This window comes from Clostridia bacterium (assembly GCA_034926675.1).
GTDB lineage: Bacteria > Bacillota > DTU025 > DTU025 > DTU025 > JAYFQW01.
The window spans coordinates 1-26,019 of the sequence record JAYFQW010000049.1 but is presented as its reverse complement, the minus strand read 5'-3'; the positions used below and the strand labels follow the sequence as shown (position 1 = coordinate 26,019).

The 26,019-nt window shown below is 60.8% G+C and carries 23 protein-coding genes, 1 tRNA gene and 1 riboswitch; of the genes, 23 read left to right on the top strand and 1 reads right to left on the bottom strand.

The window, feature by feature from the left end:
- Positions 1-612: 612 nt before the first annotated feature.
- From VB144_11905 to VB144_11825, 17 genes are all read left to right on the top strand, one after another.
- Positions 613-1,047 (top strand): RQC domain-containing protein, encoded by a 435-nt coding sequence (locus VB144_11905; protein MEA4884333.1) that lies wholly within the window; start codon positions 613-615, stop codon positions 1,045-1,047.
- A 132-nt stretch (positions 1,048-1,179) separates the two neighbouring features.
- The gene (locus tag VB144_11900; GenBank protein ID MEA4884332.1) at positions 1,180-2,349 is read left to right on the top strand and encodes a D-alanyl-D-alanine carboxypeptidase family protein; all 1,170 of its coding nucleotides are present in this window, start codon (positions 1,180-1,182) and stop codon (positions 2,347-2,349) included.
- A gap of 90 nt (positions 2,350-2,439) precedes the next feature.
- Positions 2,440-2,536: transfer RNA gene (locus tag VB144_11895), tRNA-Sec, on the top strand.
- Positions 2,537-2,564: 28 nt separating this feature from the next.
- On the top strand, positions 2,565-3,653 hold the full coding sequence (gene selD / locus VB144_11890) for a selenide, water dikinase SelD (GenBank protein MEA4884331.1): 1,089 nt from the start codon (positions 2,565-2,567) through the stop codon (positions 3,651-3,653).
- 28 nt (positions 3,654-3,681) lie between these two features.
- Positions 3,682-5,211 (top strand): L-seryl-tRNA(Sec) selenium transferase, encoded by a 1,530-nt coding sequence (selA, locus tag VB144_11885; protein MEA4884330.1) that lies wholly within the window; start codon positions 3,682-3,684, stop codon positions 5,209-5,211.
- The gene (selB, locus tag VB144_11880; protein ID MEA4884329.1) at positions 5,208-7,205 is read left to right on the top strand and encodes a selenocysteine-specific translation elongation factor; all 1,998 of its coding nucleotides are present in this window, start codon (positions 5,208-5,210) and stop codon (positions 7,203-7,205) included. Before selA ends, selB begins: the two co-directional genes overlap by 4 nt.
- 23 nt (positions 7,206-7,228) lie before the next feature.
- Positions 7,229-7,449: riboswitch (cobalamin riboswitch) on the top strand.
- A gap of 188 nt (positions 7,450-7,637) precedes the next feature.
- Positions 7,638-8,696, top strand: a complete 1,059-nt coding sequence (locus VB144_11875) for a cobalamin-binding protein (protein ID MEA4884328.1) — start codon at positions 7,638-7,640, stop codon at positions 8,694-8,696.
- Positions 8,697-8,824: 128 nt separating this feature from the next.
- Positions 8,825-9,901, top strand: a complete 1,077-nt coding sequence (locus VB144_11870) for an iron chelate uptake ABC transporter family permease subunit (protein ID MEA4884327.1) — start codon at positions 8,825-8,827, stop codon at positions 9,899-9,901.
- Positions 9,902-9,982: 81 nt separating this feature from the next.
- Entirely contained in the window at positions 9,983-10,885 is a 903-nt protein-coding gene (locus tag VB144_11865) for an ABC transporter ATP-binding protein (GenBank protein ID MEA4884326.1), read from the top strand.
- Positions 10,878-11,495, top strand: coding sequence for a cob(I)yrinic acid a,c-diamide adenosyltransferase (gene cobO / locus VB144_11860; protein MEA4884325.1), 618 nt, complete (start codon positions 10,878-10,880; stop codon positions 11,493-11,495). The genes VB144_11865 and cobO overlap by 8 nt, the downstream gene beginning before the upstream one ends.
- 187 nt (positions 11,496-11,682) lie before the next feature.
- Positions 11,683-12,837 (top strand): trypsin-like peptidase domain-containing protein, encoded by a 1,155-nt coding sequence (locus tag VB144_11855; GenBank protein MEA4884324.1) that lies wholly within the window; start codon positions 11,683-11,685, stop codon positions 12,835-12,837.
- 76 nt (positions 12,838-12,913) lie between these two features.
- Positions 12,914-13,393, top strand: a complete 480-nt coding sequence (rlmH, locus tag VB144_11850; GenBank protein ID MEA4884323.1) for a 23S rRNA (pseudouridine(1915)-N(3))-methyltransferase RlmH — start codon at positions 12,914-12,916, stop codon at positions 13,391-13,393.
- Positions 13,394-13,414: 21 nt separating this feature from the next.
- A complete protein-coding gene (locus tag VB144_11845; protein ID MEA4884322.1) occupies positions 13,415-14,260 on the top strand; it encodes an FAD-dependent thymidylate synthase in 846 nt (281 codons plus the stop codon).
- A gap of 1 nt (position 14,261) precedes the next feature.
- Positions 14,262-15,200: an ABC transporter ATP-binding protein gene (locus VB144_11840; GenBank protein MEA4884321.1), complete on the top strand. Its 939-nt coding sequence runs from the start codon at positions 14,262-14,264 to the stop codon at positions 15,198-15,200.
- Positions 15,201-15,214: 14 nt separating this feature from the next.
- Positions 15,215-16,438 (top strand): ABC transporter permease, encoded by a 1,224-nt coding sequence (locus tag VB144_11835; protein MEA4884320.1) that lies wholly within the window; start codon positions 15,215-15,217, stop codon positions 16,436-16,438.
- 16 nt (positions 16,439-16,454) lie between these two features.
- Entirely contained in the window at positions 16,455-17,678 is a 1,224-nt protein-coding gene (locus VB144_11830) for an ABC transporter permease (protein MEA4884319.1), read from the top strand.
- Entirely contained in the window at positions 17,671-18,792 is a 1,122-nt protein-coding gene (locus VB144_11825) for a radical SAM protein (GenBank protein MEA4884318.1), read from the top strand. Before VB144_11830 ends, VB144_11825 begins: the two co-directional genes overlap by 8 nt.
- On the opposite strand, the gene VB144_11820 is transcribed toward VB144_11825, so the two are convergent.
- A complete protein-coding gene (locus tag VB144_11820) occupies positions 18,770-19,033 on the bottom strand; it encodes a DUF2619 domain-containing protein (protein ID MEA4884317.1) in 264 nt (87 codons plus the stop codon). The genes VB144_11825 and VB144_11820 overlap by 23 nt on opposite strands.
- Before the next feature lie 192 nt (positions 19,034-19,225).
- Here VB144_11820 and VB144_11815 point away from each other — a divergent pair, with 192 nt between their 5' ends.
- The 6 genes from VB144_11815 (at position 19,226) to VB144_11790 (ending at position 25,717) form a co-directional block, all read left to right on the top strand.
- Complete coding sequence (locus tag VB144_11815) at positions 19,226-20,260, top strand: BMP family ABC transporter substrate-binding protein (GenBank protein MEA4884316.1); 1,035 nt, start codon at positions 19,226-19,228, stop codon at positions 20,258-20,260.
- A 68-nt stretch (positions 20,261-20,328) separates the two neighbouring features.
- Positions 20,329-21,879: an ABC transporter ATP-binding protein gene (locus VB144_11810; protein ID MEA4884315.1), complete on the top strand. Its 1,551-nt coding sequence runs from the start codon at positions 20,329-20,331 to the stop codon at positions 21,877-21,879.
- Entirely contained in the window at positions 21,876-22,952 is a 1,077-nt protein-coding gene (locus tag VB144_11805) for an ABC transporter permease (protein ID MEA4884314.1), read from the top strand. Before VB144_11810 ends, VB144_11805 begins: the two co-directional genes overlap by 4 nt.
- Positions 22,949-23,875 carry an ABC transporter permease gene (locus tag VB144_11800; GenBank protein ID MEA4884313.1) on the top strand — a complete coding sequence of 309 codons (927 nt, stop codon included), beginning with the start codon at positions 22,949-22,951 and terminating at the stop codon, positions 23,873-23,875. The genes VB144_11805 and VB144_11800 overlap by 4 nt, the downstream gene beginning before the upstream one ends.
- A gap of 164 nt (positions 23,876-24,039) precedes the next feature.
- Positions 24,040-25,392, top strand: a complete 1,353-nt coding sequence (locus tag VB144_11795) for an MFS transporter (GenBank protein ID MEA4884312.1) — start codon at positions 24,040-24,042, stop codon at positions 25,390-25,392.
- Between the two features lies 1 nt (position 25,393).
- Positions 25,394-25,717 (top strand): cyclic-di-AMP receptor, encoded by a 324-nt coding sequence (locus VB144_11790; GenBank protein MEA4884311.1) that lies wholly within the window; start codon positions 25,394-25,396, stop codon positions 25,715-25,717.
- Positions 25,718-26,019: the final 302 nt, after the last annotated feature.

Below are 26,019 nucleotides of genomic sequence, written 5' to 3'. Positions count from 1 at the left end.
GCTGGTTTCATCGACATGATCGACGTTTCAATGTCGATTCCATGGACATTGAGCTCGTCTCACTGCTGGACTCGTCGACATCATCGCCCCAAGGTTCGGTCGCGCCGGTCGCGCCTCGTCAGGCAGCGCGGGCGCGCAGCCCGGGAGCCCCCTATGCGGCTCCCCGCAGCAGCTTGCTGAATCCCTATCTCGCTTTGTCCGGCTCCGAGTATTTCGGGTGAAAGAACGTCTATGGATCTGCCCTTGATCCTGAACGCCTTCACATGCTGCCGTGAACATGCTGGCGGGGGATCTCGGTGAATTCGCGGACGCAATGAGACGGGTCGTGCCCGATGGCTGAGTCTGAGAGACTCCTTGCCTCGCAACTGCACCAGCCGTTTCCTGCGGATGTGCCTGCTAGAGCAGACGGTACGTACGCTTTTGTGGGAGAACAGGGGCTAGGCGCCCCCTACTACCCGATTGCAGAGTTCACACGCAATCTTGGTTTACAACAAGATCCATCAATGGTAATATATAGGCGCATGCGGTCCCGGGTCAGTGTTTCGTTGCCTGGACTGGACGTGCTCCTCGCGCGGGCAAAACTCAACCGCGACACCATGGGAGGGTTGTTCTGTGAATCACGGGTCTTCGCTCATGGATGGCGGGCAGGCCGCCGTCACGGTCCTCGAGTGCGTGGATTCCATCCCATGCTATGTTGGCAAAACGAAAATCGCGCGTCTTTTGAAGGGATCCGAATCCAAGGAGCTGAACAGGCTGGACCTCGCTCGGGTTAGGCATTACGGAGCATTTCAGCGCCTGACTATCGCGCAGATCGAGGCGGTCATAGAGCAACTTGTAGGACATGGCTGCCTCCGGAGGTCCCGAGGGCGCAGGCCGGTGCTCATGGTGTCGGCGATCGGGCGCTCTGCTATCGTCTCCGGCGCCATGCCCGAGGTGGAAGTGCCTGATGCTCTGCGCATGTTCATGGCGCGGGAAAGGTGCAGAAAGTGCCCCCATAATCCGGAATACAGCTTGTTCGACATGGAAACGCGCCGCTCCAATGTGTGAGGTGTTCTAGCCTGCGGCTTGCCGTCTGCGTACCGTTCTACCTACATCCAGATCTGAGTACGAATTGGAGTAGCTCAGAGTGGAACTGGGGGGTACGGTGTGGTTCCTCGCCTTCGCCGCGAGGCCAGAGCCTTGATCTGGCTTTGGATCTCCCTTGCTCTGGTTGTTGGCGGAGCACAGTTGGCTTGGTGGGCCGCGGAGCCCGCGCTCGCTCCGCCCTACGAGAATCCCTCGCGTTACCCTGAACTAGTCTACTACCATGGATGCCAGTCTGGTCCGAGTGTGAGCGCAAAGGCCGCTATACTAGTGGAAGCTACTACTGGGACTATTCTGTACGCCAGAAACGAGCATGAGGTGCGCGAACCTGCGAGCATAACCAAGGTCATGACGGCTATTGTCGCCATCGAGCGTGGCGATCTCTCCGACACGGTGAAGGTTTCCGCCGGGGCCGCCAGGGTGGGAGGGTCATCCCTGCATCTATCGGCGGGAGCCACATACAAGCTCGAAGAGCTGGTCCGGGCGACGATGCTCCGCTCTGGCAATGACGGGGCTACAGCTATTGCCGAGCACATTGCAGGGTCGGTTTCCAGTTTCGTCAGCCTGATGAACGTGCGCGCCTACTCAATGGGCCTCAAGAACACCCATTTTGCGAATCCCCACGGGCTATCAGCGCCAGGCCACTACACTACCGCCTATGATATCGCCCTCATGTGCATGACCGGTTTCAGGCTGAAGAAGTTCGCCGACATCGTTGGCTGCCCTGAGCTGTGGTCATCCCCACTCGGGGGCGGAAGCAGGCTGGTGTACAACACCAACAGGCTTCTGTGGAGTATGGCCGGGGCGGACGGGGTGAAAACCGGAACGACCAGCCAGGCGGGCCACTGCCTAGCCGCCTCGGCAACCCGCAATGGGCTTCAGTTTATCGCGGTGGTGCTCCGGTCGGGCGCTAGGTTTGCCGATGCCGCAGCGCTGCTCGAATATGGCTTCGCCAGGTTCACTCGACACGTCATTGCTAAGCGAGGCGAGCCGGTGGCAGAGGTGCTCGTTTCAGGTGGCCGTGGCAGTGCCGTTGGCCTTGCTCCAACTCGAGATGTTGAAGTCGTGCTCGCGATTGCGGATTCCGCAAAGCTCACGTGGCGTGCGGAGGTTCCGGAGCGGGCGCCCCGCTCTGTACAGGCGGGCCAGGGATTGGGCCGGATTCGGGTGCTATATGACGGCGAGGAGATATGCTCGTATCCTTTATACGCCGTTGAGGGCGTTGCGAAACGGCGTGGGCGCGCGCCGTGGGTGGGCGGGCGGTGAGCGGCGTCGGGCGCCGGTCCATATCTCGACGAAGCTCGTTGGTTGGGGTATAATGCACGTGATGTGTTTTGAGTAACGGGATGCATTCGCGGGAGTAGATTGGTCCTGGTGGGCCGCCTGGACTTCAAATCCAGTGGTGGGCAGCTAGCCTGGCCGCGGTGGGTTCGATTCCCACATACTCCCGCCATTTATATGCCCGCGGCGGGGGGATAGGCATGGACAAGCGCGAGTCGATAAGGCTCACTTCGATGTCGAGCAAAGCCGGCTGAGCGGCCAAGATAGGTCCGGGTGACCTAATGGCTGCTGTGGAGGGGCTCCGGGTCCGCACGGATCCGAGGCTGATCGCCGGGTTCGACAAGTCGGAAGACGCCGGGGTGTACAAACTCAACGACGACACTGCGCTCATTCATACCGTGGATTTCTTCACACCTATTCTGGATGACCCGTACGAGTTTGGGCAGGTGGCTGCGGCGAACGCTCTGTCGGACGTGTACGCCATGGGCGGCGTTCCCTTGGTGGCAATGAACATAGTGTGTTATCCGTGCTCTCTGGGGATGGATGTTCTTCACGAGATCCTCATGGGAGGGGCGGACAAGGTCTTCGAATCCGGAGCGCTTCTGGTGGGAGGGCACTCAGTGGATGATGCGGAGCCCAAGTACGGGCTCGCGGTCACAGGGCTTGTCCATCCAGACAGGGTGATGCTCAATTCCGGCGCCAGGCCCGGCGATGTCATTATCCTGACTAAGCCCATCGGCACTGGGCTGATCTCCACTGCCATGCGTGCGGGCATGGCTTCTCCCGAGACGGAGAAGCGGGCCTACGAGGTGATGTCGGCGCTGAACTTGGGGGCATCAGCCGCCATGCAGGCAGTTGGGGCTCACGGTTGCACCGACATCACGGGGTTTGGCTTACTCGGGCACATGTGCGAGATGGCATTGGCCTCTGGAGTAGCATTCAAGGTAAGTGTTGGCGATGTGCCCATGATCGAGGGCGCATCTGAATACGCCGCTATGGGGCTTGTGCCAGGCGGAACCAAGCGGAATGCCGCGCACTTCCGATCCAGGATTAGTGCGCCCGGGGTTTCCGAGGAAAGCATGGACGTTCTTTTCGACCCGCAGACATCCGGAGGGCTCCTGATAGCGGTGGCGCAGGAGAGCGCGGATGAGCTCATTGCGCGGCTCAGAGAGTCTGGTGCTTTGGCAAGCGCGGTCGTTGCCCATGCAGTTGCCCAGATGGAGCTGGCGCCGACCGAAACCGGAGAGGGCTCTCCGGCCCGATCTCCGCTGATCGAGGTATCCCTGTAATCACTGGCAGGAGGAGGTGGCGGCAGTCGTGGGGCGTTCACTTCGCGCCATCCCTTCTGTCTCCGACGTACTGTCCACTCAAATCGCACAGGAACTGTCGGATGCTCTCCCACGATGGGCGGTGCGCGATGCCGCACGAGAACTCATCGCGAGGGAGCGGGAAGCTCTCACCCGCGGTGAGGAGCATCATGCGCACGTGGAACATCATGCGCACCAGGAGAGCTTCCGGGTTTCCACAGTTGGGGCCGACGCTCCAGAGTCTGCGGACCCCAGGGAAGCGATTCTCCTGCGCGTTCTCTCCGACCTTCCAGCCGTTGCGGCCAGGTGCGCCGCGCCTGGTCCCAGAGCTGTGATCAACGCAACCGGGGTGATCCTGCACACGAACCTCGGGCGTGCGCCACTGCCGGAGTACGCAGCTGCGGCTGTCGCGGAGTGCGCCATCGGGTACTGTGATCTTGAGTTCAACCTCGCCACTGGCCTGCGCGGCTCACGGCAGGATCATATCGCCGGGCTCTTGGCCAGGATCACGGGCGCGCCCGCAGCCTACGTCGTCAACAACAACGCGGCCGCAGTTCTTCTGTGCCTCGATGCCCTTGCGAAAGGGAAAAAGGTCGTGGTCTCCAGGGGTGAGCTTGTTGAGATAGGCGGGTCTTTCAGGGTGCCTGAGATAATGGAGCGGAGCGGGGCCGCTCTTGTGGAAGTGGGGACTACGAACCGCACCAGGATCTCCGACTACCGAAAGGCGATCGATCCCGACGTCGGGCTGCTGCTCAAGGTGCATACGTCCAACTTCCGCGTGGTTGGGTTCACCGAGGAGGCGAGCATTGCGGAATTGGCAGCGCTAGGAGCTGAAGTTGGGGTTCCCGTGATGTACGATATCGGGTCGGGACTGATGACCGGCGCAGTCTGCCCGTCACAGGGCGCCGAGCCCGCTGTTGGGCAGGCGGTTCGGGATGGTGCGGATATCGTGACGTTCAGCGGCGATAAGCTGTTCGGAGGCCCTCAGGCAGGCATCATAGTGGGCAGGCCTGACCTCATCGAAACGATATCTAAGGACCCTTTGGCTCGAGCCCTCAGGATAGACAAGCTGACCCTGATTGCTCTGGCTGCCGTGGCAGCCGCATGGGAGGACCCAGACGAGGCGCTGCGGTCTATCCCAGTCCATGCCATGCTCACCGCTGATCACAATACCCTCGTGGAGAGGGCCCACCGTCTTCTTTCCCTTGTGCAGCGGCAGTTGCTCACCGCAGCTGAAGCCGCTCCAGTTGCCGCGGCGCCAGGTGGAAGCGGAGGCTGCGAGGCGGCGTCCTTCGAAGTGATTGATGACCCGTCTGAAGTTGGCGGAGGATCTATGCCCACCGTCATGATCCCCGGAGTGAGCTTATCGATCAAACCCAGGCTGATGTCCGCGGCTGAACTCCAGCTGCGGCTCAGGAGGGGCGACCCTTCAGTCGTGGCCAGGGTGGCGGAGGGCTCGGTTAGGCTTCACATGAGGACTCTGTTCGACCGCGACCTCGAGAGCCTTGCCCGCGCAGTGGGGAGGGCGATCCGAGCATGAAGCACGCGGTGATCGGGACTGCCGGCCACGTTGACCATGGCAAGACTACTCTCATTAGGGCGCTCACTGGAGTGAACACCGATCGGCTCAGGGAAGAGCAGGACAGGGGCATGACCATCGAGCTCGGCTTCGCGCCGCTTACGCTGCCATCCGGGAGGATGGCGGGGGTAGTGGATGTGCCCGGACATGAGCGTTTCATCAAGAACATGCTGGCCGGAGCATCAGGAGTCGACGTAGCGCTGGTGGTTGTTGCCGCAGATGAAGGCGTGATGCCCCAGACAGAAGAGCACCTCGACATACTGGAGTTGCTCGGAGTGAGGCACGGGGTGGTCGCAATAACCAAGAGCGATCTTGTTGAGGAGGACTGGCTTGAGCTCGCCATTGAGGACGTGCGTGGTCGGCTCGCCCACACGCGCCTTGCGGGTGCGCCCGTACTGCCGGTTTCGGCAGTCACAGGGCAGGGACTGGACCTCCTCCTGCAGGCGCTCGACCGAGCGCTTGACGAAGCCATGTCCGACCCGGACAGCTGGAGTTTCGCGCGCCTTCCAATAGACCGGGTGTTCGCCATATCTGGGCACGGCACTGTGGTCACGGGCACACTCGTCGGCGGCGCGGTGAGGCCAGGGGATAAGCTTGAACTGCTGCCGGCCCGGCGCGAGGTCCGAGTCCGAGGGGTTCAGGTGCACGACGCGCCTACCGACGAGGCCGTGCATGGACAGCGGGTGGCGATGAACCTCTCAGGAGTCGACCGGGACCAGGTGGAGCGAGGGATGGTTCTGGCACGGCCTGGAATGCTCTCGCCTTCGCGGATGTACGATGCTGAACTCGACCTCCTTCCGTCTGCGATTCCAGTGGAGCACAGGACCAGGATGAGGTTGCACATGGGCACTGCTGAGGTCATGTGCAGGGTCAGGGTGATCGGGGCTGCCGAAGCGATTCCCGGAGAGCGGGCGTACGTGCAGTTGGAGCTTGAAGAGGATGGCGTGGCTGCCAGGGGCGACAGGTTTATCATTCGCACATACTCTCCCTCTGTCACCGCCGGAGGCGGGCGCATACTGGCGCCTGCGTCTGATAGGCGCCGCAGGATGAAGGAAGCGACAATCCGAGAGTTCGAAGTGCTCGCAGGTGATGATGAAGCAGCTCTCGCACGCCTGTTTGCGTCCCATATCACTTCCGAAATCTCCGCTCCGGCCTCCGCCGAGAGCGTGGCCAGGGAGATGGTGCGTGAGCAATCGGAGGTCCGCGCGATTCTCGAATCGGATGTAGCGGCAGGCGGGATGGTTGCCTTCGGGGAATCGCCTTCGTCACGGGGGTACATGCCCCGTTCCGACTGGGACGGCATTTGCGCACGAATGGAGGAGGCTCTCAGGGGATACCACTCCCGGGCGCCGCTACGGGCCGGGATGCCGAAGGAGCAACTGAGGACTGCGGCCTTCCCGGGCTGGGATGGAAAGGCGTTCTCGGTAGCATTCGCACGTGCTGTTGAGGATGGACTCATGCGCGACAACGGAGTTCTCGTGTCCCTGCCTGAGCACGAGGTTACTCTCACTGCACAACAGCGTAGCCTGGCAGAACGGCTCGAGGCAGCCTTTTCCGATGGGGATGCCCTCATGTCGCCTCCGGAAAGGGCGGCGGCCATCGCCATCGCTGCCCCCGTCGCTGTGCAGGGGCGGGCGCAGGCGCAGGGGCAGGCGCAGGGGCAGGGCTCGGCAGATGTGACGGCAGCCGAATCGGTGCTCGACTATATGATAGACACCGGAGTGCTGATGCGAGTAGGGCCTGAACTGCTGTTTCATCGAGATGCCCTGGAGAGAGCCATGAGCATCGTGAAGGAGCTGGGCGCGGGCGGGCGCGCCTTTACGGCGGCCGAATTCCGAGATGCGTGCGGCTCAACGCGGAAATACGCAGTGGCGCTCCTCGAGTGCCTGGATTCGTCCAAGGTGACGAGGCGAGTCGGTGACGAGCGGGTGCTTGGCTCAGGTGGCCCATTATGATAGTATGAATCCAACGACACCTTAATAGCGGAATGCCGGTGGGCGCCCGCTCTTGCGGGTCAAAAGGGAAGTGGCAGCTGGGTGCGGAAGGCTCGCATTGGTCCCGCCCTGCTAAGCCCGTGGTCCCGCCACTGTATCCAGGGAGTCTGGGTGCAACGTATGTCACTCGTGCGCGCGCACGGGGAAGACGCGCCCAGATGGTGAACTGGGAGCCAGGAAACCTGCCCTCCGGAATTGCCGTCTCCACCTTCGGGGCAGAGGGGGATTCGGAGGGCGTGGCAGTTGCTCAGCTTGATGTGGGCGCACCGCGCCGGAGTATCCCCTGTTCACCGTGGTGAGCAGGGTGTTTTTATTTGGGCAGCAGCGTGGCGCCGGTCGTAACCGGCCGGTGCGCCGGCGACGTGCGTGCGGCTCAGAGGGAGGGTGTCAGTATTGGTATCTGAGAAAACACTGGTCTGCGCCTTAGTCAAGCGCATGCGCGCCAACCGGAGCACTGTCGCTAAGGCCGTGTTCTCGATCCTAATGGCCTTGACCCTGATCTGTGCGCCTTTTGGGGCGGTCGCGGCGGCTGCCTCTGCGGGGTGCGCTGCCTCTGCGGGGTGCGCGGCATCCGTGGGGTCGCCAGTATCCGCGGGGTCCGCAGGAGCGACATTGGCAGGGAGATTCCCGATCACCGTTGTGGATGGCACTGGGGCATCAGTCCGCATAGAGCGCGAGCCGGAGAGGATTGTGAGCCTTGCCCCGAGCAACACTGAGATCCTGTTCAAGTTGGGGCTTGGCGAGAAGCTTGTTGGGGTCACTACTGCGTGCGATTACCCGGAGGCTGCGAAGAAGATCGCCAAGATCGGGGACTACAACATCAACATCGAACAGGTGGTGGCCAAGAGGCCGGATGTGGTGTTCGCAGTGGCGGACCTTCAGATGCCTGTGATCGAGAAGCTCAGGGAGTTGCGGATCACTGTGGTGGCTGTTAACCCCAAGACGATCGACGAGGTATTCTCGGCCATGGAGCTGATCGGCGATGCCGCCGGTGAAGGAATCTACGCGCGCAAGGTCGTAGAGGGGCTTCAGGCCCGAATGAAGGTTGTGGAGAGGCAGCTCGCAACGCTTCCGGCGAATGAGCGTCCGCCGGTGTTTGTGGAGATATGGAACGACCCACTGATGACTGCAGGATCAGGCACTTTCGTGGATGACCTCATCACGAAGGCTGGCGGGCGCAACATAGCAGGCTCGATGCAGGGATGGCCTCAGATCTCACCGGAGACGGTCATAGCCTCGAAGCCGGAGTGCATCATCCTTACGTGCTACAACAAGGCCGAGGTGATGGCCAGGCGCGAGTGGAGAAAGGCGCCCGCCATCGCGAGCGGGCAGGTGTACGAGCTGATGCCGGACATCCTGGTGAGGCCAGGCCCACGCCTTGTTGAGGGGCTGGAGGCACTCGCAGCCATACTGCACGGGGATGTTCTTCGTGGCATGAAGATGGCGAAGTAGGATTCGGACTGCGGGAGGGAGCGCGCTGCGCTTGGAAGCTGCCCCGCGCGCGGTGGCGGGGCAGCGGATGTGGCGGCGCGCTCCCGAACTCTCGGGCCTATGGATGTCCATGAGGATGGTGAACTCGTATGCCAACGTCCCGCATCAGGAGGGCGCGGATCGCCGGGCTTGCAGCCGTCGTCATTCTGGTTGTGTGCTGTGCGGCATCAGCCGGGACCTCAGGGGTCCCGGTCGAACTCGCGCTGCGCATCCTGGGATCCAGGGTTCCCCTGGTCGGGCCGCTGTTCAGGCCTGGCCCCGCGCTTGCAGCACGCTATGACCTGGAGAGCGCTGAGATCATCGTGCTTGAGGTGCGGCTTCCCCGCATCGTGCTTGGCTTGCTGGTGGGGGCGGGCCTTTCTGTGACAGGAGCATGCTTTCAGGGCCTGTTCAGGAACCCGTTGGCCGACCCATACATCATCGGAGCGTCGTCAGGTTCCGCACTGGGAGCAAGCATAGGCATCCTGCTATCGGCGTCGTCTGGAATCTCGTTTCTTGCGGGCCCTTCATCTAGTGTGCCTCTGTTTGCCTTCGTCGGCGCAGTAGTCACCGTCACATTCGTGTATGCACTTGCAGCGGCGGACGGACGTGTGTCTACTGATACGTTTCTGCTGGCGGGTGTTGTGGTCGGCTCGTTCGTGTGGGCCGTAGTGTCGTTCCTCATGGTGATCGCTGGAGAGGATCTCCCCAAGGTGGTCATGTGGCTGATGGGGAGCCTTTCCGCAAAGAGCTGGACCCATGTGGCCATGGCTGCCCCGTACGTGCTGGCCGGGATCGCTGCTCTCACCGCCATGGGACGGGGTCTGAACCTCATAGCCATGGGCGAAGAGCCTGCGAGATACATGGGGCTGGATGTGGAGAGGTTCAAGAAGGCAGCGATTGTCATCGGTTCCCTCATTACAGCCGCGGCCGTGTCCGCGTCTGGACTCATAGGCTTCATCGGCCTCGTTGTGCCACACGTCGCGCGTATGCTCATAGGCCCGGACCACAGGAGCCTGATCCCAGTATCCGCCCTGGGCGGCGCTGCGTTCATGGTGGCGGCTGATACTATCGCGCGGGTGGCGATCCCTCCGCGAGAGATACCGGTGGGGATAATCACAGCCATTGCAGGAGCGCCGTTCTTCTTTTACCTGCTGCGCAGGAGGAAGAGGGACGGAGTGTTCTAAAGGCCCCGATCAGGGCCTGCCGGCATTGAGGTTGAGCAGCCTATCCCGGATTCGGTGAGCGGGCAAGGAGGGAGGACGGGCATGAGAGTTGAACTGCACAATGTGCGATACGCCTACGGCAGGTCGAGTCCGGAGGTGTTGCACGGGGTGAGTTTCGCCGTGCTTCCAGGCACGCTTTTCGGGATAGTCGGCCCGAACGGATCTGGGAAGTCGACGCTCCTAAGAGTGATTGGCGGAGTGGCAAAGCCGCGCTCGGGCTGGGTTTCATACGGCGGTCGCGATATCTCGAAGCTGCCTCCCAAGGAGGCCGCTCGGACGGTTGCGGCCGTTGCATCTTCGGAATCTACGGCGTTCGCGTTCACTGTGGAAGAGATTGTCCTGATGGGGCGGTCGCCGTACATACGTCCGTTCGCTTCGGAAACAGCCGAGGACTGGGCTTGCGTGAGGCAGGCCATGGAACAGACTGGCGTTGCCTACCTCAGGAAGAGGAGAATCACAGAGCTTTCGTCTGGGGAGAGGCAGCGCGTTCTCATAGCCCGTGCCCTCGCACAGCAGCCGAAGGCGCTTCTTCTGGATGAGCCCACCGCGCATCTCGATGTGAATTACCAGGTGGAGGTGATGGAGCTCGCACTCGGGCTTGCCCATGGGTCCGGAATCACCACGATAGCTGTTCTTCACGATCTGAACCTCGCGGCACGCTATTGCGACAGGATCGTAATGTTGCGCACCGGGGAGCTTGTCGCCGAGGGAGTTCCGAGGGACGTTCTCACTGAGGAGAACCTCCTTGATGTGTACGGAGTCAGGGCAGTGATTGGCCGCAGGCCTGAACTGGACCGGCCCGCGGTGTTCGTGATGTCGGGAAGCCCCGCTGGCGCGAGTGCCGGCTCTGGTTCTGGCTCCGGCTCCGGCGTTGGCGTGGCTCTGAGCCATGCAGAGCGCGCGGAGCACGCAAAGGAAAGGCGTGGAGGTGAGCAAGATGACTGACAGCACCGGGAACGTGAAGGCAGGCGCTTTTCCCAACGCGCTGATTCAGGTCTACACAGGAGACGGCAAAGGAAAAACCACCGCTGCCATAGGCCTCGGCATGCGCGCCTTCGGGCATGGCTACAAGGTGCGGATGATACAGTTCATGAAGGGGACCGGTTACACCGGGGAGATCCAGACCGCGCGCAGGCTGGGCCCGGGATTTGAGATATTCCAGTTCGGCCGGGGCTGTAAGCGCTCTGAGGCGATGAGGACTGGCGAGCTGACCTGCGATGGCTGCGGGGAGTGTTTCATTCGGAAGGGCCGTTCCGCCCAGCTCGATATCGAGCTCGCGCGGCAAGCCTACGATCTGGCCGCGCAAACGCTGGATGAGGCCTCCGCTGATCTGGTAATACTGGATGAGATAGCGAATGCTGTCGTATTCGGTCTGTTCAGTGTGGAGGACGCCGTGGCGCTCATAGAGCGTCGCCCCCGAGGGGTGGAACTGGTTCTCACAGGGAGGAACATGCCACAGCCACTCATCGACATTGCGGACCTGGTGACCGAGATGCGGATGGTGAAGCACCCTTTTGAGCAGGGCATTCCGGCCAGGCACGGTATCGAGTACTGATCGCGAATCAGTGCGGAATGCACGAGTAATGGCGTCAGGCCGAAGGTCTTGCCGGGATGAATGGCGAATTATTATTGATCCGTGCAAGCGGCCGCGGGTCTGGACGCCGGCGGGGAACCAGGGCTGGGGCTGGCTCGTTCATCATCATTGACACAGCACTGAATGGGCAGTATCGAGGTGGAGTTCCATGAGTTACTACTGGAGAGACCGCTCAGGAGCGAGCAGGTTCAGTTTGTTCTTCGCGGCCCTTGCTGGGGCGGTAATCGGAGGACTGGTAGTCGGAGCGCTGCTCCTCACTTACGCACAGCGCACTCCGTCCCCGGCGGCGCCTCCTTCAGAGATTGGGTCGGCGCCTGCGCAGGAGGGTGACCAGACGCCTTCCGATCGGCTTACCCCGCAGGCATACTCAGTGGCCACCGCGGCTGAGCGAGTGGGCCCATCGGTCGTTAAGATCGCGACTAAGCAGGAAGAGGTCGTGTACAGCTTCTTCTTTCATCCAATGGTGCAGGAGAGAGAAGGCCTTGGCTCTGGAGTCGTGATCGACTCCTCTGGGTACATTCTCACCAACAACCACGTGATCGCCGATACGACCGAAATCGCCGTCGTCCTGGCTGATGGCCGGCAGTTCCCGGCCAAGATCGTGGGCGGCGACTCATTCACCGACATTGCGGTGGTGAAGGTTGAAGGCGCCGGTTTGCCTGTGGCGGACCTCGGCAACTCGGATCAGCTCGTTGTGGGCGAGCCTGCAATCACTATAGGAAACCCATACGGATTCGACCACACGGTGACCGCGGGAGTGGTGAGCGCCTTGAACCGCTCACTAGAGCGCGGGCAATCGGAACCTGCGATGGAAGGCCTGATCCAAACTGACGCTCCAATCAATCCGGGAAACTCCGGCGGGGCCTTGGTGTCGCAGGATGGGCGGGTGATTGGGATCAATACCGCCATTATCCAGCAGGCGCAGGGGATCGGGTTCGCGATACCCATAAACACCGCGCGCGAGGTGGCATCCCAGATCATCCAGTATGGGAAGGTTAGGAGGCCCTACGTGGGCGTAGCGGAGGTCGTGCCCATCGACAGGCAGATCGCTTCCAGGTATGGCCTGCCGGTGGACCATGGTCTACTGATCGCATCTGTGATGAGGCACAGTCCGGCTGAACGTGCAGGCCTGGCTCCAAACGACATTATCGTCTCCATCAACGATAGTTCTGTCGCCACAGTGGAAGATGTGAGGAAAGCGGTCCTGAAATCGTCAATCGGCGACACGCTGAAGTTCACAGTTGTGGGGCGCTACAGCGCGCGTCAGCGCGATGTGAAGGTAGTGCTTACCGAGGCTCCGTAGGTCAAGGCGAGCTGCTTCCAGGTCGCGACGGAGCGGCGCGGGAGGCGCCCAAGACGGGACGCATGGAGGTTCCCAGGTGCGCGTGGATATCGTTGCAGTTGGCAAAGTGAAGGAGAGGCATCTAGCCGAGGCGGTGGAGGATTACTCCGTCCGCCTCGGACGCTACTGTCGGCTCGGAATGAGCATTGTTCAAGAGGAACCCTTCACTGAGTCGGACAGTTGTGCCCGAAAGGATGAGCTGAAAGCGTTGGAGGCCAGGAAGATGCTGGCGCGCATCCGCCCAAACTCCCGCGTGATCGCCTGCGATCTTGCCGGAAGGGAGATGACCTCCGAGCAGTTCGCCGCCTTCATCGAGAACCTGGGGATTGCCTCAGTCAGCGATCTCACGTTTCTCATCGGAGGGCCACAGGGGTTCGGACCTCTCGCATTGGCCCGGGCAGACGACAGGATATGCTTCTCCAAGATGACATTCCCACACCAGCTCATGCGGGTGTTCTTACTGGAACAGATCTACCGCGCGTTCAGAATAATCCGAAACGAGCCATACCACTACTGAGGAATAGCGGGGATAGAAGGAATGGAGCAGGAAGCGGGCCTCAAATTCAGAATCATCTACTACCCATTGATGGGCACTGAGATCGACACAGAACGGTTGCTGCTAATGGCCAAGCTCTGCTACAAGCCCATTGGCGTCGACGCCATGCACGACATGGTCTGGGCGAAGGCTTCGGGTCACGACGATCATGTTGGCAAGTTCGTGCGCAACCTGATCCGCTCAGGGCATCTGGGCGCCCTGGAGCACTGGACCACGAGTTTTGCCGTCGAGGGCTACTCGCGGATATCGAGCCAGCAGAATGACAGGCACAGGCTGATCAAGACGTTCAAAGATCCCGGAGTGTGGGAGAACTGCCCAGAGCAGGGATCGGCTGATGTGGCTCAGCTGCAGCAGTCGCAGCGGTATGTCCGCGAAGACGGGTTTCGGTATGTGACCCCGCCAAGCTTTCAGACGCATCAGGAGTTCCTGGAGCGATTCCGTGCATTGCAGGATGAGATACGGGAACTGCAGCGGTATGGACTGTCCGTCGCGAAGCTCCCCGCGGAGGATGTGCGATTCGGGCTCTCCAATGCGACTGAGACCAGATTTGTGATCACCACAAATGCACGCCAGCTCAGGCACATGTTCAATTTGAGATGCTGCAACAGGGCTCAATGGGAGATACGTAGGCTCTTTGACGGTCTGCTCTGCGCATACAAGGAGATCGCGCCTAACATATTCTGGCGGGCGGGAGCGTCATGCGATGACTTCGGCTACTGCCCGGAAGGAGCCGCGTGCTGCGGCAAAGCGCCCACCATTGAGGCTCTTCTGAGAGGGGCCGGACGGACGAACGACGCAGATCATGGCTGCGAGCCGGAGGTGGATTGAGATGTCCGCGATTCTTGAGGCATCAGAGCTATGCCGCTCCTTCGGGGATCGCGTAGCCGTGGATCATGTATCATTCTCAGTGAGCGAGGGCGAGAGTTTCGGGCTTCTGGGTCCGAACGGCGCCGGGAAGTCCACTGCCATATCGATGATCGCAGGCCTGATTCAGCCCACGTCGGGCGACTCGCGCGTCGCTGGCGCGAGTGTGAAATCGCGGCCCATGGAGGTAAGGCGGACCATCGGGTACGTGCCGCAGGAGATCGCGCTCTACCCGTACCTAACCGCCGCGGAGAATCTGGCGTTCTGGGGCCGCATGTACGGGCTGCAAGGAGCGGAACTCGCGGAGCGCGCAGCGTGGGTTCTCGATACGGTGGGCCTTTCGGATCGGGCCGGCGACCGGGTCGCGACCTTCTCCGGCGGGATGAAGAGGCGCCTGAACATCGGAGCGGGCCTGCTGCACAGGCCTCGCCTGCTCATCCTGGACGAGCCCACTGTGGGCATCGACCCTCAGTCGAGGAACCACATTCTGCAAACCGTGAAATCCCTTAACGACCAGGGCATGTCCATCGTGTACACGAGCCACTACATGGAGGAGGTCGAGTTCCTCTGCGATAGAATAGCCATCATGGACTTGGGCAAGATCATGGCCTGCGGGCGCCTGAGCGATCTCAGGCTTCTGGTTGGGGATCTCGACATGATCAGGGTGAAGGTGGCCGAAGGCGCCCCGGATGCATCCGAGTGCATCACGGCAGTGGCGGGTGTATCCAGGTTCACACAAACACCAGGCGAAGTGGTGGTATGGGCAGATCACGGGAGGCGAGTGCTTGCACAGGTCATCACTTCCCTGGCTGATCTGGGCGCAACGATCTCTTCAATCGAGGTGCGCGAGCCGAACCTGGAGACGGTGTTCCTGCATCTCACCGGCAAATCCCTGCGGGATTGACCAAGGAGGTTACCATGAGAGCGGCAGCCATCATCCTCAAGGATATCAGGAACATCGCCAGGGACCGGCATGCTCTGGCCATGATGATCGTCCAGCCGATGATCATCATCCTTGTGCTCGGATTCGCCCTTGGGCCGATGTTCTCGGGAAGAGGCGGCGCCATACAGGCAGATGTCGGAATAGTGCGCCTGGACGAAGGGGAACTGGCAAGGGTGTTTCTCGATGAGTTCCTTGGCGCCCCGGAGCTCTCCGCCATGTTCACGCAGGTGCGCCTCACGGAGGAGGAGGCAAGGTCGCGCATTCTCGAAGGCAAGCTGAAAGCGGCTATCATTATACCGGAGGACTTCACGGCTAGGGTCACAACTGGCCAGGATTCCGCACTGACTGTTCTGTTCGACCCTGCTTCGCAGGTTGTCGCGCCACTTTTGCGCGGTGTAGTCGGATCCTTCGCCACACAGGTGTCTGCCACGGAGATAGCCACGGGGGCAGTGGCGCAGGAGTGGATCAAGGCCGCCGCGGGAGCTGGCAGAGCGCCCGACCCCGAATGGGCAGCTTCCCTCGCTGCGCAGGCTGGCAGGGCGGTGTGGGCGAGGATGAGCGCGTTTGGGCCTGAGGTGGTCACCCGGACCGTTAGCACCCGAAAGGCCGTGAGTTCATTCGAATACTACTCAGCCGGCATGGGTGTGATGTACCTCATGTTCAGCATGATGCTGGGGGCGAAGTCGCTTCTCGACGAGCGGGATGACTTCACTCTGATGCGGCTGATGTCCACTCCAACCCGGAAGAGCGAGATACTCGCGGGAAAACTCGTATCCGTTTTCGCTATCGGGGCGGCGCAATGGGGTGTTCTTGTGGTCTTCACTAGGCTCGCGTACGGCGTGAAGTGGGGGAGCGCACCCTGGGCATTTCTCGCCCTATCAGCGTGCACCATCCTTGGCTGCGCCGGGCTGAGCGTTTTTCTATCGACTGTGTCGAAATCCCGGCGTGGTGTGAACACCATCAGCTCCATCGCGATACAGGTTATCTCGCTTCTGGGCGGGAGCATGATCCCGATAGCGGTTTACCCGAAGGCGCTGATTGCCCTCGCGAAATTGACGCCGAACTACTGGGCGATGGATGGATTCTCACGGATTTTCGCAGGTGCGGGGCTCTCTGAGATAGGTTCGAACTGCATTTCCCTGGCCGCGATTGGGGTTTTACTGTTCGGAATCGGAACTGCAAGGTTGAGGCTTGAATGAAGGGGATGCACAGAGGATGCGCAAGGCCTTTGCAATCGCACGCCTGATGCTGATTGACACCATACGTGACCGATCTGCCGTTGTGAATCTTGTGCTGTTTCCCTTGCTCTTCACTGGGCTTGTGGGGCTGATGCTAGCCCCAAGCTGGGGGCCAGGTTCAGCTTCGGCGCCGATGGGCGTTCCGGTCGCGCTCGCAGATCTTGACCAGTCGGATTCCTCGCGAAGGCTGGCGGAGCTGCTTCCATCATCCATCAGAGTGGAGGTTGTTCCCTCAGAGAAGGCAGCGCTGGAGATGGTGCGGGATAACAAGGCGAATGCAGCGATAGTGGCGCCGGTCGGGTTCCACGAGGCGCTTTCGGAGCTGCGTCCCTGCGCAGTGCTTGTAGTGATTCCAGAGGGGGCGGGCGGGGAAGGACACGCGATAGAGTCCACCGTGAGAGCGGTGGTGTTGCGGCTCAGATCGAGCGTTGCCGCGGCGGATGCGGCGGCTGACCCTGGCGGTGGGTTTCCGGTGCAGGCGCCGGAGGGAATCAGTGCGGATGCAGCAGCGGCGGTGGATGCAGCATGGAACGACGGCCCGCCTGTGGCGCTGGAGGAGATGCCGGTGTCGGGCGGGGCTGAGAAGAGAAATGCCAGTGTGCCTCAGCGTCCACTGGAACAGACATCAGTTGGGTTCCTGGTCATGTTCGTCATGGCTGGCGCAGCCATCGGGGCCGGAGAGATACTGGTGGAGAAGAAGCAGGGAACCTGGGGCAGGCTGCTTTCCACCCCGACCGGAAGCGGAGTGGTGCTTTTCGGGAAGCTCCTGGGGTTGCTCTCCATAGGTTGGCTGCAGTGCGCAGTGCTGATGCTGGGAGGCAGATGGCTGTTCCGGGTGGAGTGGGGCTCTTCGCCGGTATGGGTGTGGTTGGTTCTTACAAGCCTGATACTGGCCTCAGTTGGCCTTGGTCTGTTGATTGCAGCATACGCCAAGACCCATGCACAGGTTGTCACGTTCACTAATATCGTGCTGTTGCCAACGTCCATGCTTGCCGGAGTCTACTGGCCGTTTGAGATAATGCCCACGGTCGTGCAGCGCGTGGCCGTGCTGTTTCCCCAGCGGCACGCCGTGGCGGCTCTAATCGACCTAATTGTGAAGAAGAGCGGACCTAGCCCGGAGGTGCTGCGAAGCTGCCTGATCCTGCTAGGTTTCTCCGCGGCGTTCCTCGCCTTCGGCGCTCGGGCGGTGAAATATGAGTAGAGCAGGGAGCGTGACACACGTGGGTGCAGGTGAGAAACTCGACTACCTGGCGCCGTATAACGACGGGCTGATCAGCCTGCTCGGGACTGCGGCGCGGATCTGCGCTAAGGACCCGAGCCAGGCAGCGTATATGCTGAAGGTCATGAACTGGCAGCGGAGGGCGCAGGACACGCGGGCTCGATGGGAGAAACAGGGCGTTCATGTTCCGCCCTTCATGATCATAAGCGTCACATCTAGCTGCAATCTTCACTGCAAGGGCTGCTATGCACATGCTCAGGCTCGCGCGGAGAAGGGGGACATGGACGACGCCACGCTCACTCGGGCGCTTGATGAAGGACGCGAGCTTGGCATATCCGTGGTTATGCTTGCAGGTGGCGAACCCCTGGTCCGCAAGGGCCTGCTTGATGTCGCCGCGCGGTATCCAGAGATCATCTTCCCCATGTTCACCAACGGCGTGCTGATCGATGGCGCCATGGCAGATCGCCTGCGGAGGCTTAGGAACGTAGTTCCTGTGATAAGCGTTGAGGGCCGACAGGACGTTACCGACGACCGGAGGGGCGACGGTGTGTGGGCGAGGATATCTCGCGCTGCCGTACAACTTCAGCAGGCGCGGGTCTTCTTCGGCGCCTCTCTCACTGTGCGGCGAGACACTGTAAACATGATCACGAGCGACGAATTCGTATCTGATTTCGTATCCAGCGGGTGCCGCATTTTCTTCTTTGTGGAGTACGTGCCCGTGGAGGAGGGAACCCAGGAGTGGGAGCTCACCCCCAATCAGCGCGGAGAACTCATGGCTCGAGTCGAATCACTGCGTTCGCGGATGCCCGCGCTTTTCGTGGCCTTTCCAGGAGATGAGGAGGCCACTGGCGGATGCCTTGCGGCAGGCCGTGGGTTCGTGCACATCAGCTCCGGGGGAGATGTGGAACCGTGTCCGTTCGCGCCGTACTCCGATGCGAGCCTCGGGGGGATGTCTCTGAAGGATGCACTGAATTCTTCGTTTCTGAAATCCATACGCGACCACCACGAAGAGCTCGGCGAAACGACTGGCGGTTGTGCCCTTTTTCGAAGGCGTGAGCTGGTCGCTGCGCTGCTCAGCGAGTCCCAGCGTAGATGAGCGCGACTCCGCATGCTATGAGCAGCACTTTTGCCGGGGACAGGCCTGAGGCTGCTCCAAGCAAACCCACTGCGCTCACTGCGAACAGGAAAGCCGGTCCAGCCAGTGCCAGAAACGCGTTTATCCTCATCGCATGCATCACTGAGCCCGAGTGAAGCATCAGCACTGCAGCGAACACCTCAAGAGATCCAGCTACTGCCCGAAGTGCAGCCATCCCGCGTACAGCGTTGATCTCGTTCACGGCTGTTCCCCCTTCGCCGACTGTTCATCCGCTGGCTGCATCCGGACAGCGCCGGAAGGATATGCCCTGCGCCCGACGAATATAGACTGGTAGTCCTAAACACCACATAACTATGAGAATCAGGGAGGGATCATGATGAGCAGGTTTCGGAAGGTTGCAGTCCTAGCCGCCGCAGTGGCGCTGCTCGCTGGGATGGCCCTTCTCAGTGGCAGCTCTATGGCTGCTGAGGAGAAGGTCAAAGTCGGGTTCATGTACATCGGCCCAGTGGGAGATGCAGGTTGGACCCTTGCCCACGATGAAGGGCGCAGGTACCTAGAGAAGGCTCTGCCTTGGGTGGAGACCGTGTTCGTGGAGTCAGTTCCCGAGACGTCGGAGTCGGAGAGGATCATGACGCAGATGGCGCGGCAGGGCTGCAAAGTGATCTTCGCAACCAGTTTCGGTTACATGGACTACGTTCAGAACGTAGCCAAGCAGTTCCCCAAGGTCTATTTTGAGCATTGCTCAGGCTTCAAGACCGCTCCCAACGTTGCGACCTACTTCGGCCGCATCTATGAGGCTCGGTTCCTCTCTGGCATGGTTGCCGGCAAGATGACCAAGAGCAATATCCTTGGGTACGTAGCGGCATTCCCGATCCCGGAGGTCGTGCGGGGCATCAACGCCTTCACCCGCGGGGTGCGTTATGTGAACCCCAATGCCAAAGTGAAGGTCGTATGGACCAACACCTGGTATGATCCTGCCACTGAGAAGGAAGCTGCCAAGGCTGTCCTCGATGCAGGCGCCGACGTGATAGCTCAGCACCAGGACACCCCTGGCCCGATGCAGGCCGCCGCTGAGCGCGGGAAGTACGGCGTGAGCTACAACTCGCCTATGGGCAAATTCGCCCCGAATGCCATCCTGACTGGTCCTGTGTGGAACTGGGGCCCGTACTATGTGCGGCGCGTGAAGGAAGCCCGGGATGGATCATGGAAGCCAACAGAATACTGGGGCGGAGTAGTGGACGGCATCGTCGATCTGGCGCCATATGGTTCGATGGTCTCGGAAGCTCTCAAGAAGCTCGTCGCCGACAAGAGGGTCGAGATCGTGGCTGGCAAGTTCCATCCGTTCGCCGGCCCAATCAAGGACCAGTTCGGCAAGTTGCGGGTTCCCGCCGGAACCACGATGACAGACGCGGAGCTTCTCAGCTTCGACTGGTTCGTCGAGGGTGTTGACGGTGTGTTGCCTAAGTAGACCGCTCAATACGATGGGACGGCCGGCATCCGGTAGTGGAAGCTGGCCGCCCATGTTCATTCGGAGGCATGGAAGTGGATTGCGCGCCATATGTCATTGAGATGCGAGGCATTACCAAGAGATTCCCGGGCGTGCTCGCAAGCGATCACGTGAGCTTCGCGATCCGTCCCGGCGAGATCCATGCGTTGCTGGGCGAAAATGGGGCAGGCAAGAGCACCCTCATGAACATCCTCACGGGCCTTCTGCACCCGGATTCCGGCGAAATTCTCATACGGGGCGAGAAGGTGCAGCTCAGGTCGCCTTCAAACGCAATCGCCATGGGCATCGGCATGGTTCACCAGCATTTCCGGCTGGTGCAGACCTTCACAGTAGCTGAGAATGTCACCCTCGGAATGCCCACTCCTAGGTTTGCACTCAACATGGCCCCGATCGAGCAGGAAATCGGCAGATTCTCCGCCGAGTACGGGATTGCCGTGGATCCCCGCGCTCAGATCTGGCAATTGTCAGTGGGCGAACAGCAGCGGGTCGAGATCCTCAAGGCGCTCTATCGCGGCGCGGAAGTGCTGATCATGGATGAGCCAACAGCCGTACTCACACCGCAGGAGGTTCGTGAGCTTTTCGAGACTCTCCGAAAGATGGCGGCCTCGGGGAAAGCCATCGTGTTCATCACCCACAAGCTCGACGAGGTGATGAGCATATCCGACAGGGTGACGGTTCTCCGTGGAGGCCGTAACGCGTTCACCTGCAACACTTCTGACACTAGCCCAAGGGAGCTTGCCTCCAAGATGGTGGGCAGAGAACTCGCTGCTCAACACGACAGACCCCAGGTGGAGCTGGGAGAGACCGTTCTGGAACTGCGCGGGCTCACAGCCGAGGGTGATCGGGGCGAGAAGGCCCTCGCCGGGATCACCCTATGCATCAAGGCGGGAGAGATACTTGGAATCGCGGGGGTTGCAGGAAACGGCCAGAGGGAACTGGCAGAGGTGATCACGGGACTGCGGAAGGCCACTTGCGGGCATGTGCTGATCGAGGGCGAGGACATGACGAACCATAGTCCCCGCCAGGTTATCGACGCCGGAGTGAGCCACATCCCGGAGGACCGGCTCGGCGTCGGACTTGCGGCCAACTTGGCCATAACCGAGAACGCGATCATGAAGCGATACCGGAGCGACGAGATGTTCTCGGGTCCGATGATAGACGAGAAACAGGCCAATGCCTGGACATACGAGCTGGTGAAGAGGTTCCGGGTCAAGACGCCGAATCTCAAGACAGCTGTAAGGCTTCTCTCGGGCGGAAACTCCCAGAGGTTGCTGCTCGCCAGAGAGACGACATGCAAACCAAGGCTTGTAGTGGCGGTCCACCCCACTCGTGGGCTGGACGTTGGCGCCACTGAGGCGGTGCATGAGATACTCCTCGCCGAGAGAACCGAAGGAGTGGCCACACTCCTGATATCTGAGGACCTTGAGGAGTTGGCGGCGCTTGCCGACCGCATCTCTGTTATGTATGAAGGGCGCATCATGGGCACTGTCTCGCGGGATGCGATCAATGTGGAGGAGATGGGGCTGATGATGGCGGGGGTGGCCCCCAAGGCCGACGAGAAGGGTGATGAATCGCGATGAGGCTGGCAGTTGAGAAACGGGAGACTACATCGCAGGCATTTCGGTTCTTCTCGCCGTTTGCCGCGGTTCTGCTCTCACTCCTCTTCGGTGCGGCATTTCTGTGGGCCTCAGGGCTCAACCCGCTCAAAGTTTACTCCACCATGTGGTGGGGCGCGTTCGGCGACGCTTATGGAGTGTCAGAGACATTCGTGACTGCCATCCCGATCATGCTGTGCGCACTGGGAATTGCGCTGGCAGCGAAGATGCTGCTATGGAATGTGGGAGCTGAGGGCCAGTTTCACATGGGAGCGTTCGCGGCCGCCTCGGTTGCTCTGTCGATGCCAAAGGCGCCCGCGTGGCAGGTGCTTCCGCTGATGGCCATGGCGGGAATGGCGGGCGGCGCCATATGGGCTCTTATTCCGGGCATCCCAAGGGCCTACCTGGGTGTGAATGAGATCATCACGACCCTGATGCTCAACTACGTGGCGATATACTGGGTTGAGTACCTGGTGCATGGGCCGTGGCGCGACCCGGGCAGCCTCAACTTCCCTCTTTCGGCGCCTTTCTCAGATGCGGCGCGTCTGCCCGCGCTGTTCGGTTCGAGAGTGCACGCGGGCATACTGTTCGCTCTTGTGGCGGCCGCAGCCATCTTCGTGGTCCTGTCGAGGACCAAGTGGGGATATGAGATAACCGTTATCGGGGAGAACCCAAAGGCAGCACGGTACGCAGGCATGAACATCGAGCGCAATGTCGTGCTCGTCATGTGCCTTGCAGGCGCCCTGGCGGGGTTGGCTGGAATGGCGGAGGTCTCAGCGATCGCGGGCAGGATGACCAGGCAACTCTCACCCGGATACGGATACTCCGCCATCATCGTGGCGTGGCTTGCCAAGCTGAACCCATGGGCGGTGGTCATCGTGTCGGTGCTGTTCGGTGGTCTGCTAGTGGGTGGCTACTCCGCTCAGTTCATCGGGGTATCGGCTGCATCAGTGAACATGCTGCAGGGGCTCATGCTCTTCTTCGTCCTAGCCGTGGAGGCGGCGGGGCGGTACCGGGTGCGAGTTGTGCGGCAGGCGGAGGCGGAGGCAGAAGAATGAGTGGAGGCATGTTGATCTCGATTCTGGCAGCAGCGGTTAGCTCCGGAACCCCGGTGTTGTTCGCTGCCCTCGGAGAGCTGGTATGCGAGCGGGCGGGTGTGCTCAACCTCGGAGTGGAGGGCATGATGCTCGTGGGGGCGGTGAGCGGGTTCCTCGCGACGGTCCGAACTGGGAACATATGGGTTGGAGTGATGGCGGCAGTGGCAGCCGGAGGGTTGATGGGGCTGATACACGCGTTCATGTCCATATCCCTTCGGGTGAACCAGGTGGTGTCAGGCCTGGCCCTGACCCTGTTCGGCACCGGAGTCAGTGGGTTTCTGGGGAAATCGGTGATCGGGGTCCCGCTTCCCGCCCAGTTCCGTGCGGTGGCCATACCGGGGCTCTCAAGCATTCCAGTGCTTGGGCCGATTCTCTTCCGCCACGATCTCATGGTGTATCTCACCTTCATACTCGTGCCTGCCCTATGGTATCTGCTGTACAGGACGCGCCCTGGGCTCCATCTTCGGGCGGTGGGAGAGAGCCCTCAAACCGCGGACGCCCTCGGCGTGAATGTCTTCGCCATCAGGTATGTCTCGGTGATAGCAGGCGGGATGCTTGCCGGATTGGGAGGAGCGTACCTTTCCATGGCGTACGCTCCGAGCTGGATAGAGAGCATGACTGCCGGGCGCGGGTGGATCGCTGTCGCCCTCGTGATATTCGCGGTGTGGGATCCTGTGAGAGCAATGATAGGCTCCTACCTGTTCGGAGGGGTCGACGCTCTCGGCTTCAGAATTCAGGTGATGGGTTCAGGAGTATCATCGTTCTTCCTCAAGATGCTGCCCTATGTGTTCACAATAGCGGTGCTCATCATAGTGACGGCAACAGCATCCAAAAGGAGTTCGCGCGCGCCGGAGGCCTTGGGGTTGCCCTACGAGAGGGAGTGACTTGGCCGCGGCGTCGACAGGCAATGAGGTGCGGGGCGGGATATCACGTCGGAGCGGGAAATCACGTCGGAGCGGGATATCACGTCGGAGCGGGATTGGCCTCTGCCCCTTGTACGGTGCTATAATGCTCTTGCCCGGGTTAGCCCGAGAAAGAGGGAAAGTAGTTGAAGGATGGCGTGGTAGGGGCTGGTGCAACTGGGGCCGGGCCGGAGCGGCGGCGGGACCATAGCTGGCGGTTGCGCTGGAACTTCAAGGTAAGCACACTAGATGGCATGTTCGCGAGTGTGGCGATGGGTATGGTGAACCCATTCCTGGCCGTGTTCGCGCTGAGCTTAGGCGCAACCAACGGCGTCGTCGGTATGATCACCGCGGTTCCGGCTCTCGTGAACACGATAATGTATCTTCCAGCGGCGGGGATGGTTGAACGGAGGCGGAGCAAACTCCGCACCTCGGTTACGGGCGCCTTATTCACCCGCGTTTTCTATCTCCTCATGGCGTTTGTGCCATTCCTGCCGTGGGCGAAGTACAGGGCCACAATACTGGTGGCCGCCATAGGTTTGCAGACTATTCCGGCAGTGGTCACTGCTGTGGCCTGGACTGCCCTGATGGGAGAGACGTTCCCCGCTGAGGAGCGGGCACGGGTATTCTCCATGAGGAGCATGTTCTGTTCACTGGTTGCATTGCTTTCATCACTTCTCGCCGGGATCCTGCTGGACCGGGTTCCGTATCCTGCGAACTACGCAGCGCTGTTTGTGGTGTCGTTCCTCACGTCGATGGTTTCGCTCCACTATCTCTCCTTGATGAAGGAGACGCCGATGAGCGAAGCCGCCTCTGTGAGGCTGCCACTATCGGCCAGGCTCAGGAGGCCCTTTGTCGACAAAGAGCACGGGCGGAAGTTCAGTGTATTCACTGCGAGTGCACTGCTTCTGCACCTAGGCATCAACATAGCGGTTCCGGTGTACACGATCTATCACGTTAGGGTGTTGCATCTATCCAACAGCATCATCGGCACTCTTTCCCTTGCTGGGGGGCTCACTGCGGTGCTGGCCTACCCTATGTGGGGAGTGGTTGCCAGGCGCGCGGGAGACGCAGCCGTGTACACGCTTTCGATTCTGGCATACGCCTTGTTTCCTGTGATGTACGGCCTATCCCGGTCACCGGGCTACCTCATCGCGCTGCAGGCCGCGGTTGGCTTTTTCAATGCGGGTTTTGCTTTCACCCTGTTCAACCTCACACTCGCGTATGTGAACCCAACGGAAAGCGCGAACGGGATAGCTGTGTTCAACATGCTGATAAACGCGACGGGCATCATCGCGCCGTTCATTGCCACGTCGGTGGTGTCTCGGTGGGGCATCATGCCGTCCTTCATCCTATCCACATTGGTGAGGATTTTGGGATGCGTGATATTCATCAAGGCAGTGGGAGTAGATGAGACGTTCGGAAAGCTCCATCGCATGGTGTCGCCTTCTGCTCTGCGCAGGCGGAGGCTGAACCGAAAAGCTAAGGGGGTGCTCTGACGTGCAGCTGGTAATCGCTATAGTGCGAGACGACTACTCGGAGATTCTTCAGGATTCGCTGGCCGATGCCGGCCACCGCTACACTAAGCTCGCGTCGACTGGGGGATTTCTTCGCAAGGGCAATACCACGCTTCTGGTTGGTGTGGACGATGGCCAGACCGAGTCGGTGCTCCGTATCATCAGGGGATGCTGCCGCACGCGGCAGGAGCTGATCACGCCGCAGCCGATGCCGATGTCGCCGGGGCTTGCCGCTCCTCCGATTGAGGTGATAGCCGGAGGCGCCACGGTGTTCGTGGTGGATGTGGCGCATTTCGAGAGGATCTGACTGACCGGAAATAGACCTGGGACGACGCAGGCACTTCACCACCTGAACTGCTCAGGGCAGGCGATTCAGGGAATGAAGTGCCGTTTCCATGCGTGCCCCGGGCAGAGCCCGAGGGGGTTATTCCATGGATGGGAATGTATATGCGTCTTTCCCAATTGGCGGCATCTGGCCCCGTCCTTCACAGAGTCCCAGTTGCCTCCCGGATTCGCGAGAGTTGCATACCCCACACGGTATCCAGGTGCAACCTGGACGCGGAGCGACCAGGTTTTCGCGGGAGATGGGCGCTTCTGACCCAGGTTGAC